Genomic DNA, 16,227 nt, shown 5'->3' on the forward strand with positions numbered 1-16,227 from the left:
GGAACCTCAGGCTGCTATCCAGGTGAGTGAAGCTCGCACCGTCGTGTTGTCGCCTCGGACTTCGCGGGTTGAGAACGATGTCATCGACACGCCAGTGCCTCGCCAGCCATATCGAGCAGGCCTGGGTGAACGCGGGCCGCCTGAATCTCAACACAGATGGGACGCGCGACCGAAGATCGCTAGCGCGGAACCCTGGTAACCGGTAAACCATGGGAATTCATGTCCATTCGTCGCTCACGTCGCGGCGAGCCCGGCCTGGTAGGCGAGGATCACCAGGTGGACGCGGTCGCGCGCGGCCAGTTTGAGCATCAGGTGCCCGACGTGGGCTTTTGCGGTCCCGGCGGTGATGTGCAGTCGCAGCCCGATCTCGGCGTTGGACAGTCCGGCCGCGATCAGGGCGAGGACTTCCCGTTCCCGCGCGGTGATCGCGACGAGCAGGTCCGCGCGCGGGGACGGCCGGGCGGGCCGGGCCGCGAACTCCGCGATGAGCTGGCGCGTCACGCCGGGGGCCAGGAGCGCGTCCCCGGCCGCGACCACCCGGATCGCCGTCAGTAGCTCGGCGGACGGGGTGTCCTTGAGCAGGAAGCCGCTCGCACCGGCGCGCAGGGCCGCGAACACGTACTCGTCCAGGTCGAACGTGGTCAGCACGAGCACCCGCACCCCGGTCAGGTCCGCGACGACCCGCCGGGTTGCCTCGATGCCGTCGAGTTCCGGCATCCGGATGTCCATCACGACGACGTCGGGCCGATGGGCCGCCGCCAACCGGACCGCCTCCGCGCCGTTCGAGGCCTCTCCGACGACGTCGAGGTCGTCGGCCGAGCCGACGATCTCGCGGAACCCGGCCCGGACGAGGGCCTGGTCGTCGGCGATGAGGACCCGGATCACCGGCGGTCCCCGTCCGGCAACCGCGCGGTGACTTCGAACCCGCCGGGCACCGGCCCGGCGCGCAGCTCGCCGCCGCACAGCGCGGCCCGCTCGCGCATCCCGACCAGCCCGTGCCCACCGGGGCCGGGCGGGCCGCCGCGGCCGTGGTCGGTGACCATCAGCAGCACCGAGTCGTGCCCATAGCCGATCGTGACGCGGCACGTCGGAGTCCCGCTGTGCTTGACCACGTTCGTCAGGGCCTCCTGCACGATCCGGTAGGCCGAGACGTCGACGCCGGCGGGCAGCGGCCGTGGCGTGCCGCGCACCACGACGTCCACACTGATTCCGGCGGCCGCCGTGCTCGCGACCAGACCGTCCAGCCGGGCCAGGCCCGGTGCCGGTTCGAGCGTGCCGCGCGAGCCGGTGTCCCGCAGCACGCCCAGCATCCGGCGCAGCTCGGTCAGCGCTTCGCGGCCGGTGGTCTCGATGACGCCGAGCGCGGCGGCCGCGGCTGCGGGCTTGCGGTCGAACACCAGCCGGCCCATGTCGGCCTGGACGGTGATCACACTCATGCTGTGCGCGACGACGTCGTGCAGTTCCCGCGCGATGCGCAGGCGCTCGTCGGCGACCAGCGCCTCGGCTTCGCGTTCTCGTTGCGCCGCAAGGGCTTCCAGGTAGCCGCGATACTGCGCCCGCAACATCCCCGCCCCCCACCCGATCACCACGACGGCACCCGGGAGCAGCACCGTCACCCACTGTCCATTCCAGACCGTCACGGCGGCGGCGACCACAACCAGGATCGTCGCGAGCGCCGCGTACGCGCGGCGGGAATCCCGCGTCGCGACCGAATACGCGACCAGCGCCATCGGCACGGACGCGAACGGCACCACCGGCACCACCGATGTCGCCAGCGACATCCCGAACGCCGGGATGCCCAGCCCGAACGCCGCCCAAGGCCACCGTCGGCGCAGCAGGAGCGGCACGGCAAGGACAGTGGCGCCGAGCAGACCGACCCACCGCGACGCCGGCGCAGCGTCGCTGTGCCCGCCGAGCAGCGGGGCGCCCCACCCCAGGGCGACCGCGGCGGCCGCGACGCAGTCGAGCGCGAACCAGTGTCCCGGCCGCAGCCGCCGGAGCAGCGGTGGTCGCACGTCGATCCCCATCGCCCGACAGTAGCCCGGCCGCACCGCTGCGCGCGTCAGTCTCCGGACGTATGCCCACGGGCATACGCCGCAGGGTGCCTGCCCGTGCGGCGATGACGGCGCCACCGCCGTCCCGGCACGGTGGAGCGACCGGAAAGGGAGTGCCGATGATCGAAGCCGACGAGCTGAGCAAGACCTACGGCCGCCGCCACGCGGTGGACCACCTGACTTTCAGTATCCTGCCCGGACGGGTGACCGGGTTGCTCGGACCCAACGGTGCGGGCAAATCGACCACCATCCGGCTGATCCTCGGCCTGGACTCGCCGACACACGGCCACGTGCGGATCGATGGCCGGCCCTACCGCGGGCTGGACCGGCCGTTGCGGCAGATCGGCGCGCTGCTGGACGCGAACGCCGTCCACGGCGGCCGCCGTGCCCGCGATCACCTGCGCTGGCTCGCGCAGACCAACGACATCCCGCGCGGCCGAGTCGCCGAGGTGCTGCGCGTGACCGGCCTCGCCGACGTGGGACACCGGCGTGTCGGCGGGTTCTCGCTCGGGATGAAGCAGCGGCTCGGGATCGCCGCGGCCCTGCTCGGCGACCCGGAGATCCTGATCTTCGACGAGCCGGTGAACGGCCTCGACCCCGACGGCGTGCATTGGATCCGCGGGCTGATCCGGTCGCTGGCCGCCGAGGGCCGCACGGTGCTGATCTCCAGCCACTTGATGAGCGAGATGCAGCTGGCCGCCGATCATGTACTGATCCTCGCCCGTGGCCGGTTGCTGTCGGACTCCGGCATGGCGGAGCTGGTCCGCTCGGGCGGCGGCGACGTGCTGGTTCGCACCATCGGTGACACGCCACTCGCCGCGCTGCTCACCGCCTGCGGGGCCACGGTGGCGCCGGAACCCGGCCAGGGCCTGGCGGTGACAGGTCTCGACCCGGGCGAGATCGCCGCAGTGGCTGCCACGCACGGCATCGCGCTTGTCGAACTGACTCCGCGCGCTCCCTCGCTCGAGGAAGTCTTCCGCCGCATCACCGATCCCGAACTCCAGTACCGGGCCGAGCCACACCGGGAGGACGCCCGATGACCCTGTTCCCGACCGGCCTGCTCGCCGCCGAGTGGACGAAACTGCGCTCGGTCCGGTCGACACCGCTGATCCTCGCCGTTGCCACGGTCGCGACCATCGCGATCGCGGTGCTGCAAGCCCGCTCGACAGTCGGAGCATGGGATGGCTGGGGAGCGCGCGCACGCGCCGAGTTCGATCCAGTGTTCACGATATTCAGCGGATTCCAGGTGGCACAGCTGGCCTTCGGGCTGCTCGGCGTCCTGGCCGTCACCGCGGAATACGGCACCGGGACGATCCGCGCGACGTTCGCCGCGGCACCCCGGCGCGGCCGGGTTCTCGCGGCGAAGCTGGTCGTCCTCGGCACCGTGTCACTGGTGATCGGGCAGGCGCTGGCGTTCGCCGCTTTCTTCGCCGGGCAATTCGTGTTGGCCGGCAAGCACTTGGACGTCACCCTCGGCGACCCGAACGTCCTGCGCGCGATGCTGGGCCAGGGTTTCTACCTGGGTACAGTCACGATCCTCGGCGCCGCGATCGGCACCCTGCTCCGGCACACGGCGGGCGCGACCGCACTCACCACCGGGCTGCTGTTCCTCTCCACCATGGTGTTCAAGGCGGTCTCCCCCACCGGCTCCACCGCCCTGATCCACTGGGCTCCGCCTGCGGCAGCAGAAGGCCTGACCTGGACCACGTTCCGCGACCCCGACTGGCCGACCGCCGGATTCGCCCTGGTCGTCTGCCTGACCTACCTCACCGTCAGCGTCACGGCGGCGGCCTGGCGCCTGACCCACCGCGACGTCTGAGCCGGGGGCCGGCACTCCAGCGGCTACGGCCCGAAGTCAATGACAGCGACAATCACGACCCGAGGAGAGCATGTGGAAACGAGCCGCACGGGACGCCTCGCGGCCCTGGCTGCCACCGCGTTGTGCGTGGCGGGATCCATCCACACCGCCAACGCCGCCCCGGCGGCGGGGCTGCTCCAGTTCGCCCTGCCGCCACCCACCGGACCCCATTCGGTCGGCACGGTGTCTCTGCATCTCGTCGACCCCTCTCGGCTTGACCTGACGGCCGCCCGGAACGCGCCGCGGGCCCCGTCGAGCCCGATATCGATGCCCGCGGCAGCCTGATCCCGGAAGCCGCCCGGTGCAACAGGTCCGCCCAAGTCGCCGTCAGACACCCAGGGCAATGAGGTCGGATGTCATGTACTCCACATCAGGCTGAAAGTCATCGGCCATACCGCGACTACATGCTTCGTTGCCAGCACCGCAGAATGCACTGTCAGCTCTGTAACGGCCTGTGCGAGGGCGGCGACTGCCACTCGACAGGTCACGTCGGCGAGTTCCACGTCGTACCCGTGAAGGGACAGCCTTGATCAGTGTACGTATGAAGGTGGGCGCGATCCTGGCCGGATTGCTCGTCATCTTGAGCAGTGTCACCCTCACGAGCACCGCATATGCGGTGCAGCCGTTCGACAATGCCGACGTGGCGGACGCGGGGCTCGCGGAACTGGGGACGTCCCGGCCGACCGGGTGGAACCAGCCGGGTGAATGCATCAAAAGCGTGCAGCGCTGGGTAGCAGAGGCCGGAGGCTCCTTCGGGGGCGGCGGGGTCATCAGCGGCTATGGGAACTCCGGCGCCCAAGAAGTGTCGCTGAGTTCTGCGGTCACGGGTGACGTCATCCAGTACACCAACGCGAACGGCAACGACCAGGACTGGTCGCACGCCCACACCATGGTCGTGATCACCAATCACGGCAACGGCCGCTTCGACATCGTGCAATCGAACTCGCCGGCAGGTTCAGGGCTGGTGACCCGCGCCGACAACACGGTCCCCGCGCCGGCGGCGGGCTGGATCTTGCGCGTGTGGAGGTTCGGGACTGTCCACAGCGGCCTCGTCCCCAACCGGGTCGCGCTGCTCACCTCGGACAGCCAGGTCTTTGCCAAAGACGATCTGGCCGGAGGGAACTGGCTCGACCAGAACACCGCGGCACCCTCAGTTGATGTCGGCGGTCGCCGCATCGCGCTCATCAACCCTGCCGGCCGCGTCTACGCCAAGGACCACCTCGGCGCAGGTGGGTGGCTCGATCAAGGCGCCGCGGCCAGCAAGGTCGTCGTTGGTTTCGGTGGCCGCCTGTTCATCGTCACGCCGGACGGCTGGGTGTACGGCAAGGACGACATAACCAGCGTCGGAGCGTGGCTCAACCAGGGCGCGCAAGCCATCGATGTCGCTGTCGGCCTCGACCGCGTTGCCATCGTGACACCGTGCGGCGCGATCTACGCCAAAACCAACCTCGACAATGGTGGCTGGATCCAGCAAAGCGACTGCTACACCGCCACAGACGTCGAAGTGAGCTCGACCGGACGCGTCGCGTTCATCAGGACAGACGGTGCCGTGTTCGCCAAGGACACCATCACCGGGCCAGGCGGATGGCTCGACCAGAACGCCACCGCCACCCAACTGAAGCTCGGCGCGAACCGGCTCCTCATCCTGACACCGGACAGCCACGTCTACGCCAAAGACCACCTCGGCGCCGGCGGCTGGATCGACCAAGGCGCGGCCGCGGCGCAGGTCGCCATCAGCGACCAAGGCCGGCTGCTACTGCGGAACTCGGCCAACCAGGTCTACGCGAAGGACACCATCACCCCGGGCGGATGGCTCGACCAAGGAGCTGTAGCCATCAGCATTGCAGCCTGACAGCTCGCCGACTCCACCACGCGCCCGTGTGGGCTAGTGCTTCTTGGGGTACGCCTCGACGACCTCGGACGGGATCCGCCCGCGATCGGACACGGCGAACCCGTTCTTCCGGGCCCAGAGACGGATAGCCTGGTTCTGTTCACGATCGACCACTGTCGTCGGATTGGCTGCCCCCGGAACCGCGGCCACCACGGGAGTTACCCTGCGCTTACGGCCACCGGATCGACGGGCGTGCTCGACGTACTGCGCCAGTGCGTCACGAAGCTCCTCGGCGTTCTGGCTGGCTAGACTGCGATGCGTGACACAATCGGCAGAGCCGGGGCATCTCGTCGTCGGGCGGTATCGCCTCATCAGCAAGCTCGGCGCGGGCGGGTTTGGCCGGGTCTGGCGGGCACGAGACGAGACTTTGGACGTCGATGTCGCGGTGAAGGAAGTGTGGCTACCGACAGCGATCACCGCAGCCGAGCACGCCGACCGGCTGCGCCGCGCCGAACGGGAAGCCCGCAACGCGGCGAGACTGCGCGACAATCCGAGCATCGTCACCGTCCACGACGTGGTGGTCGAGAACGACATCCCGTGGATCGTCATGCAACTGGTCGCGGGGTTCTCGCTGGATGAGCACGTGCGCGCACACGGCCCGGTGCCGGCCGACCGGGCCATCGACATCGCACGAGCCCTGCTGCTCGCACTCGGCGCCGCACACGACGCGGGCATCGTGCACCGCGACGTCAAACCGGCCAATGTCCTGCTCGCGGACACTGGGGAAATTCTGCTCACCGACTTCGGCATCGCGGTCCACGAAACCGATACCACGCTCACGGCAACCGGGACGCTGATCGGGTCGGTGGAGTACATGGCCCCCGAGCGATGGGACGGAGGAAAAGCAGGGGCCGCCAGCGACCTGTTCTCCCTCGGCGCGACCCTGTACCAGGGTGTTGAAGGCAACTCGCCATTCCACCGCGACACTCCCACCGCGGCACTGGCGGCCATCCTTACCTACCAGGTTCCTCCGTCCCAGCGTGCCGGAAGTCCGCTGGCCGGCCTCATCGGGGACCTGCTGACCAAGGACCCAGCACAACGACCCACCGTGGCCACAGTACTGACCCGGCTCAACACCGACACAAAGGCGATCACTCCGACGCCGGGTCCAGAGCCGACCAAGGAGCTCACCCGACCGACACCAACGGCGCCGGACCATGGCCGCAACGCAGCATGGTTCGCAGGACTCATGATTCTGTTCTCCCTCACCGTCCTCGGCATGATCGGGATCAGCCGAGTCGCCAACGGCGAAACCGACGCGTTCGACAACGTGGGACATCTGTTCGGGGCCATGTTCTTCTGCGGACTCAGCGGCAGCCTGCTCGCCTTGAACCTGGTGCGCCACCCGCTCAAAAGCTGCTGGCTCGCCATCACCATCATGCTCTTGGCCGGCGCGGCCGCGACATTCGCCTACGCGGGGCTCCTCACCATGCTCCCTGGGAATTGGGGACGCTGGTCGCCCATCGGGGCGATCGTGATCATCGCGGGCGCGGCGGGCGGCGGATCACTCATGATCGAGAAAGCCGACGAGAAGACCGTCGAGTAGCGACGCAAGCCCACCCCGCACGGTCCACGAGCGGGGTGCCGGTTCGATGGTCGGCAACAGCTTCCGTGTGCGGCTCCCACGAACCACAGGTGCGTAGAAGACTCCTTCGAGCAGGCTCGCTCACCGTTGGCCGACCTCGTTCCATCGGTGCCACGTCGCGGACTGCTGGTCGTCAACAGTCAGCCGAGCTTGCGTGGCGTCGAGTTCGACGAGTCCCTGATGTTCGAACCCGAGTGCCACCTGCGGGAGTTCGCCGAGCCTCTGAAGATCCACTGAGATTTGTCCGGCATTTGTTGTCCGGCGTCGCAGGAGCGACAACGGACAACGTTTGTCAGCTGCCATGTCCCCAGCAGCCCGCATCATGCGGCTGTTGGAGAGGAAGACATGAAACGGTGGTTCAGGACGGCTGTCGTCGGGCTCGCAGCGCTGACCGGGCTCGCGTTGAACACATTTACGCAGGCCACAGCCGAAACCATGGTTAGCGGCGCTCAGTCTGCGAACGTGACAGCAGGTGTGTGGGTACATGCCAGCGCCAGATACGCCGGAAAGGTTGTCGGCACGGCCAATCCGGGCGACTCCATCGTCGGGTTCTGCTCGGTGTGGGGTGATCCGGTCGGCGGGAATGCGAAATGGTGGCTCATCATCGACCAGACGGGCGGGTTCGCCGGGTTCATCGGCGACCACGACATCAAGATCGGCAACGGGTCTTCCTGCCTAGACGTCGGTACGCGGCTGAGTACCACCCCGCCCGGACAGGCGATCTGGCAGCACAGCAAGCCGAGCGTCAGCGGCGAGACGTATGTGGGCAGCGTCGGGGGCAACTACGATCTTCGTACCTACGCCGCGGCGCGGGGAGACGAATATCCTGCGGGGACTGGCCGCACGCTGTGGTACCTGGTTTTCGCTCCTGACGTTCTCAGTGGCGTAGCGGGCTTCATCAGCTGCTCCAACACATCTCTTTCCTGCTAGCCGCGGAGTAGCCGGCAGGAGCGCAGAGAGCACATCGAGCGAGCGTCGGGAGCGCCAGGGCGAGGACTGTTCCGGCCCCGGTACTCCCGACGATCTTGTGTGTGGCGGCAGCGGCGGTCGTGCCCGCCGCGAGGCCGAAGCCGGCGAGGGCTGCGGTCGCCGTCACAGCGGATCGGCGTTGTTTCCGGAGCTCGGTGTTCTCGCCTCGCCTGGCGTCGGCGGGTGTCTCTCCGCGGCTGGTCAACCCCGCGCGTTGTTCTCGCACGGCGGTCGATAGTCGATGCCGGGAAAGTAGTGTTTCCAATCGGACTCGCCGAGCGGTGGGGAGACCGCACAGATCCGGCGGGTGGCCTGGTCGAAGTCGGCGGTCCAGTACCGCGTGGTGCCGTCGCTCGCGCCTGCCACGATGTGAGACCCGTCCGGGCCGAAGGCGACGCCGTCGATCCCGTTGGTGTGACCGCTGAGCGTGGCGGCCGGCCCGGCGGTGAAGGGCCCGGTCATGGACCACAGCCGCACGGTGGAGTCCTTGCTGCCACTGGCGAGCGTCCGGCCGTCGGGGCTGAACGCGATCCTGACGACGTTGTCGGTGTGGCCGGTGAGTACGGTCCCCGCGCCCACCCGCCGGAGATCGGCGACGTCCCAGAGCCGGACTGTGGTGTCGCCGCCCCCGCTGGCCAGTGTGCGCCCGTCCGGGCTGAACGCGAGTGCCGCGATGTACTTCTGATGGCCGCTCAGGCTCGCCCGCAGCGCGGGCCGTCGCCGATCGGAAAGGTCCCACAGCTTCACTGAGTTGTCATTGCTGTCGGTCGCCAGCGTTCTCCCGTCGGGCGCGAAGGCCGCCGCACCACCGCCGCCGCTGTAGTCCGGCAGCGCCGCGAGCGTAAGCAGCCGGGTGGTGTCGGTGATGTCCCAGAGACGGGTGCGGACCGTGTCCGAAGTGGCGAGGTAGTGCGCGTCACCGCTGAAGGTGACCCAGGAGAACGTGCCGCCGACGGAGGTTGTCGCCTTCTTCGAAGGATTCCGCGGATCGGTGATGTCCCACAGGTTCAGGACGCCGTCGGCGTCCGCGGTGGCCAGGAGCCGTCCGTCGCCACTGACGGCGAGAGCCAGAGTGGGTCGCGCGTGCCCGGGCAACTCCGCCAGCGATCTGGGGGCTTCGGGGTCGCCGATGCCCCACAATCGTGTGATCCCGTCCGCTCCGCCGAAGGCGGCGACGCCAGTGGCACCGGTCGCGACCGACGTCGTCATGCCGGACATGCCGGCGAAGGCCAGTTCCGGCACGTCGTAGAGCTGGACGACCTTGTCCTCGCCGGCGGTCGCGAACGATCGCCCGTCAGCGGTGAACAGTACGGTGCTCACCTTGCCCGCGTGACCGCCGAAGACCAGAGCCTGTTGTGGTCGCGCCGGTTCGCCGACGCTCCACAGCCGGGTGAGCTTGTCATCGCCCGAGGTGGCCAGTGTGTGCCCGTCCGGGCTGAAGTCCAGGCTGGACACCCCGAGCGGGATCGCGGGAAGCACGGCCAGACCAGCCGGGTGCAGCGGATCGGTGATGTCCCACAGCTGCGCCGACGTGGTGTCACCGGTGGCGAGGATGTTCCCGCTCGGGCTGACCGCGATCGAGGAGATGGCACCGGGCCTCGCGGTCCTCTCCGCCAGGAGACTTGGAGGCCCCGCGCCGCCCATGGCCCACAGGCGAAGGACGCCGTCGCCGCCTCCGGTGGCCAGAACCCGGCCTTCCCCGGTGAAAACGGCGGCCATGACGTCCGAGCCGAATCGGGGCGAGGACATCCGCGCCGGGTGTGCCCGGTCCCGGACGTCCCACAGCCCCAGGTTGTCTCGGGACGGCCGGGAAGGATCCGGGTCGTATTTCGCCGTGGTACCGGCACTCAGTGTCCGATCATCCGGGCTGAACGCCAGGGATGCCACGGCATCCGGCGCCGAGACCACGGACAGTTGCCGCGGCTGCCGCGGTTCGGTGAGGTCCCACAGCCGGATCTCGCCCGACAGACTGCCTGTCGCCAGCGTTCTCCCGTCCATACCGAACGCCGTGGCGGTGACAGCGCTTTCGGGAATCGACAACGTCGCCAGCGTGTCCGGGCGCCGCGGGTTCGCGATGTCCCACAACACCACTTTCGAGTCCAGATCGGCGGCGGCGAAGAGATGTCCGGCGTGGCTGGCCGCCGTGGCCGTGATCTGTCCCGCGTTGCCGGTCAGTGGCGTCGGCAGCGGAGCCGAAACGCCGCTGAGGAGATCGTCGTGCAGCTCCGGCTGAGGCGAAAGCCGGTGAGCCGCCAGTTCGAGCTGCAGCGCGAGACCCGGGTTCGTCTCACGCAGCCGCTGGGCCTGGCTGAACACCTTGTGGGCCAGAGCCGTGTCGCGCTGCTCGGTCGCGGCGCGACCGGACTCCACGGCGTAGCCGGTGGCGAGCGCGGCGACCAGGAGCAACGCGGCCAGTACGGCGACCAGCCGCCGCAGCCGGCGGGCGCTCCGGAGTTCTGTTTCCCGTTCCCTGTCGTGTGCCGCGATGCTGGCTTGGAGAAAGGCGGCCTCTTCGGCCAGAAGCACCGGATTGTGGGTGTCCCGCCACACGCGGGTCCTGGCCAGTCGCGTGCCGCGATAGAGCACGCCGTCGTCGCGCTCGAGATCGGTCCAGGTGCGGGCGGTATCGGTGAGCTGGCGGTGCAGCAGGAGTTCTTCCCGGTCTGCCTCCAGCCAGGCTCGCAGCCGCGGCCACGCGCGGATGAGGGCTTCGTGCCCGATCTCGACGGTGTCGTGGTCAAGCACGATCAAGCGCGCCGCGGCAAGACTGTCGAGCACGGCCTCGAGGTCGGTGTCGTGACTGTCGAGTTCGCGTCGTCGCAGGCGTCGTTTGGTGTCCTGGGTGTTCTCGCCCAACGCAGTGAGCCGGATGAACAGATCACGCGCGGTGGCCTGTTGAGCGGGACTGAGATCGTCGTACGCGGTCTCGGCGGTCTGAGCGAGCGCGTGCCGGATCCCTCCGGCCGCCTGATAGCCGGTCAGGGTCAACACGGTGCCGCGGCGACGGCGCCAGGCTTGCAGCAGAGCGTGGGACACCAACGGCAACGCGCCGGGCTCGCCGGAGGCCTCGGCGAGCACTTCGGCCAGCAGGGCGCTCTCGACGCTGAGCCCGGCATCGATGGCGGGCCCGGTGACGGCTGTGCGTAGTTGCTCAGAGGTCATGGGGCCGACGACGAGCTGTGCGTCGTTCATCGCCTGCGCCAGGTCGGAATGCGCACAGCAGTGCGCGAAGAAGTCCGCGCGCAGCCCGACGACGACCCTGGTATGGCTGGTGGCGGAGGAGGCGGCGGTGACCAGCGCCGCGAGAAACGCCTCTCGCTCGGCGGTGTACCGGCAGAGAGTGAACAGTTCCTCGAACTGATCGACCACCACCAGCAGGTCACCCGCAGGTTCGCGGACGGCCAGCAACTCCCGGACGCCGAAGTGCAGCCCCGCCGGATCGGCGGCGATGTCCTGGCTCAACGACCTTGCCGATGCACCGTTTCCCGCGGCGAGGGCCAGCGCGATCTCCTCGACCGGATGCGGACCGGGCGTGATCGCCACGGCCGGCTGGCCCGCCTGCTCCGCCGCTGCGACGAGACCCGCGCGCAGCAGCGAGGACTTTCCGGCGCCGGACGCGCCGACGACAGTCACGAAACGATGTCCCGCGACCAGGTCACGCAACCGGGCCACCAGCTCTTCCCTGCCGCGAAAGCGCGCGGCGTCGCCGGCTTGGTACGCGCGCAACCCCAGATACGGCGCCGCACCGTCGGCCTCGCCAGGGCCCGCCTTCGTCGGGGTCCGCGTCAGTGCTTCGGCCGCGAGCGTCGATGCGGCGGTATGCCACCGCCGCTCCCATTCGTCGGTGTCCGCACCGCAGGCCTTCGCGAACGCCAGGGTCACCGCGAGGCTCGGCAGTTTCTTGCCGCCCGCCGCGTCGGCCAACGTCGTCGACGAGTAGTGCGCACGCGCCGCCAACGCCCGATACGCCGGCTTCCCCGCAGCTCTCCGGACTTCCCGCAGCGCCTGCGCGAACTCCGTCAGCACCGTGCCATCCGACGGCAACGGCTGTTCCACACGCGGCATCGCTCCCCCTCCCCTTGTCGAGGGTCTCAAAACGATCATCGTCCGCGCGTCGGCCATCCGGCGGACAACCCGAACGAAGCACATCCGATCACGCGCCGACGCCACGATCGGGCTCCTGCCACTTCTCCGGTCGCAGTGGGGCTGTCCTGCGGCTATGCGCTCATGCCGAGAGGTAGAGATCCGGCCCGATCCCGAAGTGTTTGTCCGGACCTGTTGTTCGGTGCGGAGCGAAGCGACACCGGACACGAGCGGCGGGCTAGACCTGGAGCCCGGCCGCCGTCTCCGCCACACGACCGGAGCTCCCGCACAACAGCGCGGCCGACCCGAAATCACAACCGACAGGAAAAATCCGTGCGCACGACCCTGACCCGACGACTTCTCATACCGGTCGCGATCACCGGTGACATCACGGGCACCCCGGGCCGCCCTGGCAAGGTCGGCGTCGGCTACGCCAAATTCTCAGGTTGCCCAGTCACAATCAGCATGGGCCGGGAGAACAGCGTCGGCGCTCGATTCCCCTGGAACGAGACGCGGACGATCGCCGCGGGTGGAGGCTGGTTCGGGCCCGTCTGGGACTCCTGGCTCGACAACAAGCCGATCAGGCCATACGTCTGGGTCGCCGGAGCGGCGAACCCGATCTACGGTGCTCCTGTCACAGCATCGAGCTGCTGAACGACAGCCTCGCCAGTGAAACACCGCGATACCAGCCTCCTGACCTTCTCGGGCGGCTCATCTGTCTGGGAAGGTCACGAGGCTTTCGCGTCGACGACTCCGGAGAAGAGGACCCTCGTGATCAAGGCGATCCTCACTGGATGAACCGGGCCAGTCTGGACGGGACGCCCACCGCGAGAACGAACAGGCCGATCAGCACCAACCACCCCGCGGTGCCCAGGGCGAGCACGACGCCGACGGGGACGGACTACCCGTCTGGGCCGAACCAAGCATGAAGTTGGTCATCACCTTGACGATGAAGAACACAGGCGCGGCGTACACGGTGCCCCCGTTCGGCGGGTGCGGATGGCTGCTCGTCACCGAACCGGGCGTCGGGCCCGTAGGGCACCCGCCGGCTGTCCTTTGCCCACCCATCGATGGTATGTCCGATTCAGTACCAAGGGAGGTACCGGATACTCTACAGAGCACTACGGTCGGGTGTTGATCGATCTGACACTGCTGAATCCCGTCCCATGCTGGACTCCCCTTTCTGTACAGGAGGCCGAAAAATCATGTGGATCCGACGTATGTCCATGATCGCCGCCGCCCTCGTTGCCGGGTCGCTCTTCGCCGGACCTGCGGCTGTGGCCGAATCACCGGCCGGACCGCCGATCGAACCTTTCATCATCGGCGGCAAGGTCGTCACGACTCCTTATTCGTTCTTCGCGTCGCTGCAGCGCAATGGTCGTCATTTCTGTGGAGCGTCGCTGATCGCCCCGCAATGGCTTGTCACGGCGAAACACTGCGTCCAGGGCTCCACTGGTGGCGGCTTCTCCGCCCGGATCGGCGCGATCAACACCGGCTCCGGCGGCGAGCTCATCACCGCCGCGAGCGCGACCCTTGGCGCGAACGACATCGCCGTGGTGAAGCTGTCGAGAGCAGCCACTGCCACGCCGATCAAGATCGCGGCCTCCAGCCCGGCCGTCGGCACCGTCAACAAGCTGATCGGACACGGTCAGACCTGCGGTACCCCTGGTTGCGGTGGCGCCTCGCCACAGCTTCGCGAGGTGGACACCACTACCGCCGCGGACTCCAGGTGCACCGCCGATTTCAAGCGAGGCAAGGAGATCTGTTTCCAGGGCGCACCTGGAACCAGTGCCTGCTACGGCGATTCCGGTGGACCCTCCATTTTGGACGGTAAGCTGACCGGTGCCACCAGCCGATCCGGCAACAACAGCAGCAACTGCCTCAATGGTCCCGGAATCTACAACAGCGTCCCCGGCTATCGCACCTGGATCGACCAGGTCACCGGCGGTGCGGTGACCGCGTGGGAAGCGACGTCATAACTCCTCCATGTCCCCGAGCGTCCTGTTGCCGGGGCCCTCTTCACACGCGGGGACCGAACGAGGTCCATCCCACCGAATAGAGCGTCACCTTAAGCCGACGTCGCCGGCCACGGGACAAGTGAATGAGCTGGCCGAGTCCTGTGGCACCAGTGCTGCCTCGGCCTTCGCTGGCAGGCGCGGTGCAGGAGTTCTTGCCTCTTCACCTCGCCGGAATCAGCGAAGGCCGGGGCTGCACGACGGTAAGGGCACCTCGCCCGGCTCTCGACCGGTTCCACGACCAGCTTCGCGAACCGACGGATGTCACCAGGCCCGAATGTTCGCCGGGTTGCCGTGACAACAGGCTGGTCCTGCGCATCCAGCACCACTGGCCCGCTGGGGTTGCGCGCACCGCGGCGAAAATCTGTGACCGAACTTGTCCGGCATGGTCCGGCCCGCCGCGGTGAACGCGACCTTCACGGTCTCGCGGTTGATCGGCTCCTCGATCTCGGCACGGAAGGTCAGCAGTTCCAGCCCCGCGACAACCATCCAGTGCCACACTGGACGCGGATGCCGAGGGGCGGAACCGCATGACTGCCGATCTTCCATCGTGGGCCCGACGAATTCGCTCGATGCGCGAAGCGCGTGGATGGACGCGGACCGAGGCCGCTCAGCGAATGCGCGAGCACGCTAGCGAGCCGTTGCCTGAAACAGCTGACCTCAGCCGACGCTGGAAGGGGTGGGAACAGGGCGCGGAAAAGCCCGCTGCCTTCCATCAGCCGATCATCGCCGCCACCCTCGGCACTGTGACGGCAGCCTTGTTCCCACCACGCTCCGCAACAACTCACGGACTCGTGGCCTCGGCCGGCCTGGACCATCTGGAGACAGTCGGCCGGCTTCAGGCTTCCGACGTCAACGAAGCCACTCTCGACGCAGTCCGGATCACGGTAGACAAGCTGTGTTCCGAATACGCCCGGCGCTCCCCTGCCGAGCTGATCCTCGAAGCTCGCCAATGGCTTCACCTGCTGCTCGAAATGCAAGAGCAGAGACTTCGACGGCAACGGGACGTTCACGAACTGGCCGGCTGGCTCGCCCTGCTTGTCGGATGCCTCGAGTACGACCTCGGAGACGGGGCATCGGCAGAAGCTAGCCGAAAGTCCGCCCTCAGCCTCGGGCGAGAATCCGGCAGCGGTGGAGTCATGGGCTGGGCTCATGAGATGCGCGCCTGGTTCTCGTTGACCCAAGGCGACTACCGCGGCGTCACGATCGCCGCAGGGGCGGGCCAAGCCGTCGCCGGGAACCACAGTGTGTCGGTCCAGCTCGCCGCGCAGGAAGCGAAAGCCTGGGCGCGCACGGGCCGTCGAGACGAGATGCGGGTCGCCCTTGAAAAGGGGCGAGCACTTCTCGACACGATGCCGTACCCGGGCAACATCGACAACCACTTCGTGGTGGACCCGAGCAAGTTCGACTTCTACGCGATGGACTGCTATCGACACATCGGTGAAAACAACCTCGCCCGCGAACTGGCGGAAGAAGTCCTCAGAGCGAGCACCGTTTTCGACCGACACGAACGCTGGCCGATGCGGGTTGCCGAAGCGCAGATCACGCTGGGCGTCGTCGCCGCCCGCGAAGGAGACCTCGACGAGGCCATCAGCCGCGGTAGACGAGCGCTCAGCGGAGAACGTAAGTCCCTCCCCTCTCTCGCGCTCGTCGCTCGCGACCTCTCCGGGGCCCTGCGGGAGCGCTTCGCTGGCGAACAGGAGACCGCCTCCTACCTGGAGCAACTCCGCGCTACCGAGCGTCGGCGGTAGTCGTCCGACAGCACAACCTCC

At 68.3% G+C, this 16,227-nt stretch carries 14 protein-coding genes and 1 pseudogene; 10 read left to right on the forward strand and 5 right to left on the reverse strand.

All coding sequences use genetic code 11. The annotated features are described in order from the left end of the window. Positions 1–234 precede the first annotated feature (234 nt). A complete protein-coding gene (locus ACFOSH_RS02535) occupies positions 235–885 on the reverse strand; it encodes a response regulator (RefSeq protein ID WP_378236960.1) in 651 nt (216 codons plus the stop codon). Beyond that, complete coding sequence (locus ACFOSH_RS02540) at positions 882–2,027, reverse strand: sensor histidine kinase (RefSeq protein WP_378236961.1); 1,146 nt, start codon at positions 2,025–2,027, stop codon at positions 882–884. The genes ACFOSH_RS02535 and ACFOSH_RS02540 overlap by 4 nt, the downstream gene beginning before the upstream one ends. 146 nt (positions 2,028–2,173) lie before the next feature. On the opposite strand from ACFOSH_RS02540, the gene ACFOSH_RS02545 reads away from it, so the two are divergent. From ACFOSH_RS02545 to ACFOSH_RS02560, 4 genes are all read left to right on the forward strand, one after another. Then, entirely contained in the window at positions 2,174–3,094 is a 921-nt protein-coding gene (locus ACFOSH_RS02545) for an ABC transporter ATP-binding protein (RefSeq protein WP_378236962.1), read from the forward strand. Beyond that, entirely contained in the window at positions 3,091–3,873 is a 783-nt protein-coding gene (locus ACFOSH_RS02550) for an ABC transporter permease (RefSeq protein WP_378236963.1), read from the forward strand. Before ACFOSH_RS02545 ends, ACFOSH_RS02550 begins: the two co-directional genes overlap by 4 nt. A 72-nt stretch (positions 3,874–3,945) precedes the next feature. Next, entirely contained in the window at positions 3,946–4,197 is a 252-nt protein-coding gene (locus tag ACFOSH_RS02555) for a hypothetical protein (protein ID WP_378236964.1), read from the forward strand. A gap of 241 nt (positions 4,198–4,438) precedes the next feature. Beyond that, positions 4,439–5,764, forward strand: a complete 1,326-nt coding sequence (locus tag ACFOSH_RS02560; protein ID WP_378236965.1) for a hypothetical protein — start codon at positions 4,439–4,441, stop codon at positions 5,762–5,764. Positions 5,765–5,797: 33 nt separating this feature from the next. Here the strand turns inward: ACFOSH_RS02560 and ACFOSH_RS02565 are convergent. Next, positions 5,798–6,052, reverse strand: a pseudogene (locus ACFOSH_RS02565) (histone-like nucleoid-structuring protein Lsr2); the annotation flags it as partial. A gap of 10 nt (positions 6,053–6,062) precedes the next feature. On the opposite strand from ACFOSH_RS02565, the gene ACFOSH_RS02570 reads away from it, so the two are divergent. The 3 genes from ACFOSH_RS02570 (at position 6,063) to ACFOSH_RS02580 (ending at position 8,318) form a co-directional block, all read left to right on the forward strand. Beyond that, the gene (locus ACFOSH_RS02570; protein ID WP_378236966.1) at positions 6,063–7,349 is read left to right on the forward strand and encodes a serine/threonine-protein kinase; all 1,287 of its coding nucleotides are present in this window, start codon (positions 6,063–6,065) and stop codon (positions 7,347–7,349) included. A 147-nt stretch (positions 7,350–7,496) separates the two neighbouring features. Further along, positions 7,497–7,625, forward strand: coding sequence for a hypothetical protein (locus tag ACFOSH_RS02575; RefSeq protein WP_378236967.1), 129 nt, complete (start codon positions 7,497–7,499; stop codon positions 7,623–7,625). A 108-nt stretch (positions 7,626–7,733) separates the two neighbouring features. Then, complete coding sequence (locus ACFOSH_RS02580) at positions 7,734–8,318, forward strand: hypothetical protein (protein ID WP_378236968.1); 585 nt, start codon at positions 7,734–7,736, stop codon at positions 8,316–8,318. A gap of 240 nt (positions 8,319–8,558) precedes the next feature. On the opposite strand, the gene ACFOSH_RS02585 is transcribed toward ACFOSH_RS02580, so the two are convergent. Next, positions 8,559–12,422, reverse strand: coding sequence for an nSTAND1 domain-containing NTPase (locus ACFOSH_RS02585; protein WP_378236969.1), 3,864 nt, complete (start codon positions 12,420–12,422; stop codon positions 8,559–8,561). Positions 12,423–12,773: 351 nt separating this feature from the next. Between ACFOSH_RS02585 and ACFOSH_RS02590 the strand changes: the two genes are divergently transcribed. Together ACFOSH_RS02590 and ACFOSH_RS02595 are read left to right on the forward strand one after the other, a co-directional pair. Next, positions 12,774–13,094 carry a hypothetical protein gene (locus tag ACFOSH_RS02590; protein WP_378236970.1) on the forward strand — a complete coding sequence of 107 codons (321 nt, stop codon included), beginning with the start codon at positions 12,774–12,776 and terminating at the stop codon, positions 13,092–13,094. A gap of 512 nt (positions 13,095–13,606) precedes the next feature. Then, positions 13,607–14,419: a S1 family peptidase gene (locus ACFOSH_RS02595; protein WP_378236971.1), complete on the forward strand. Its 813-nt coding sequence runs from the start codon at positions 13,607–13,609 to the stop codon at positions 14,417–14,419. A gap of 300 nt (positions 14,420–14,719) precedes the next feature. Here ACFOSH_RS02595 and ACFOSH_RS02600 read toward each other — a convergent pair whose 3' ends face one another. Continuing rightward, the gene (locus ACFOSH_RS02600; protein ID WP_378236972.1) at positions 14,720–14,944 is read right to left on the reverse strand and encodes a hypothetical protein; all 225 of its coding nucleotides are present in this window, start codon (positions 14,942–14,944) and stop codon (positions 14,720–14,722) included. Positions 14,945–14,985: 41 nt separating this feature from the next. Here ACFOSH_RS02600 and ACFOSH_RS02605 point away from each other — a divergent pair, with 41 nt between their 5' ends. Next, a complete protein-coding gene (locus ACFOSH_RS02605; protein WP_378236973.1) occupies positions 14,986–16,206 on the forward strand; it encodes an XRE family transcriptional regulator in 1,221 nt (406 codons plus the stop codon). Positions 16,207–16,227: the final 21 nt, after the last annotated feature.

This window comes from Amycolatopsis speibonae (assembly GCF_042647925.1).
Lineage (GTDB): Bacteria > Actinomycetota > Actinomycetes > Mycobacteriales > Pseudonocardiaceae > Amycolatopsis > Amycolatopsis speibonae.

Coding starts and splice junctions, on each gene's coding strand:
- ACFOSH_RS02540 (WP_378236961.1), bottom strand. CDS start 2,027: ATGGGGATCGACGTGCGACCACCGCTGCTCCGGCGGCTGCGGCCGGGA.
- ACFOSH_RS02545 (WP_378236962.1), top strand. CDS start 2,174: ATGATCGAAGCCGACGAGCTGAGCAAGACCTACGGCCGCCGCCACGCG.
- ACFOSH_RS02550 (WP_378236963.1), top strand. CDS start 3,091: ATGACCCTGTTCCCGACCGGCCTGCTCGCCGCCGAGTGGACGAAACTG.
- ACFOSH_RS02580 (WP_378236968.1), top strand. CDS start 7,734: ATGAAACGGTGGTTCAGGACGGCTGTCGTCGGGCTCGCAGCGCTGACC.
- ACFOSH_RS02585 (WP_378236969.1), bottom strand. CDS start 12,422: ATGCCGCGTGTGGAACAGCCGTTGCCGTCGGATGGCACGGTGCTGACG.
- ACFOSH_RS02595 (WP_378236971.1), top strand. CDS start 13,607: ATGCTGGACTCCCCTTTCTGTACAGGAGGCCGAAAAATCATGTGGATC.
- ACFOSH_RS02600 (WP_378236972.1), bottom strand. CDS start 14,944: ATGGTTGTCGCGGGGCTGGAACTGCTGACCTTCCGTGCCGAGATCGAG.
- ACFOSH_RS02605 (WP_378236973.1), top strand. CDS start 14,986: ATGACTGCCGATCTTCCATCGTGGGCCCGACGAATTCGCTCGATGCGC.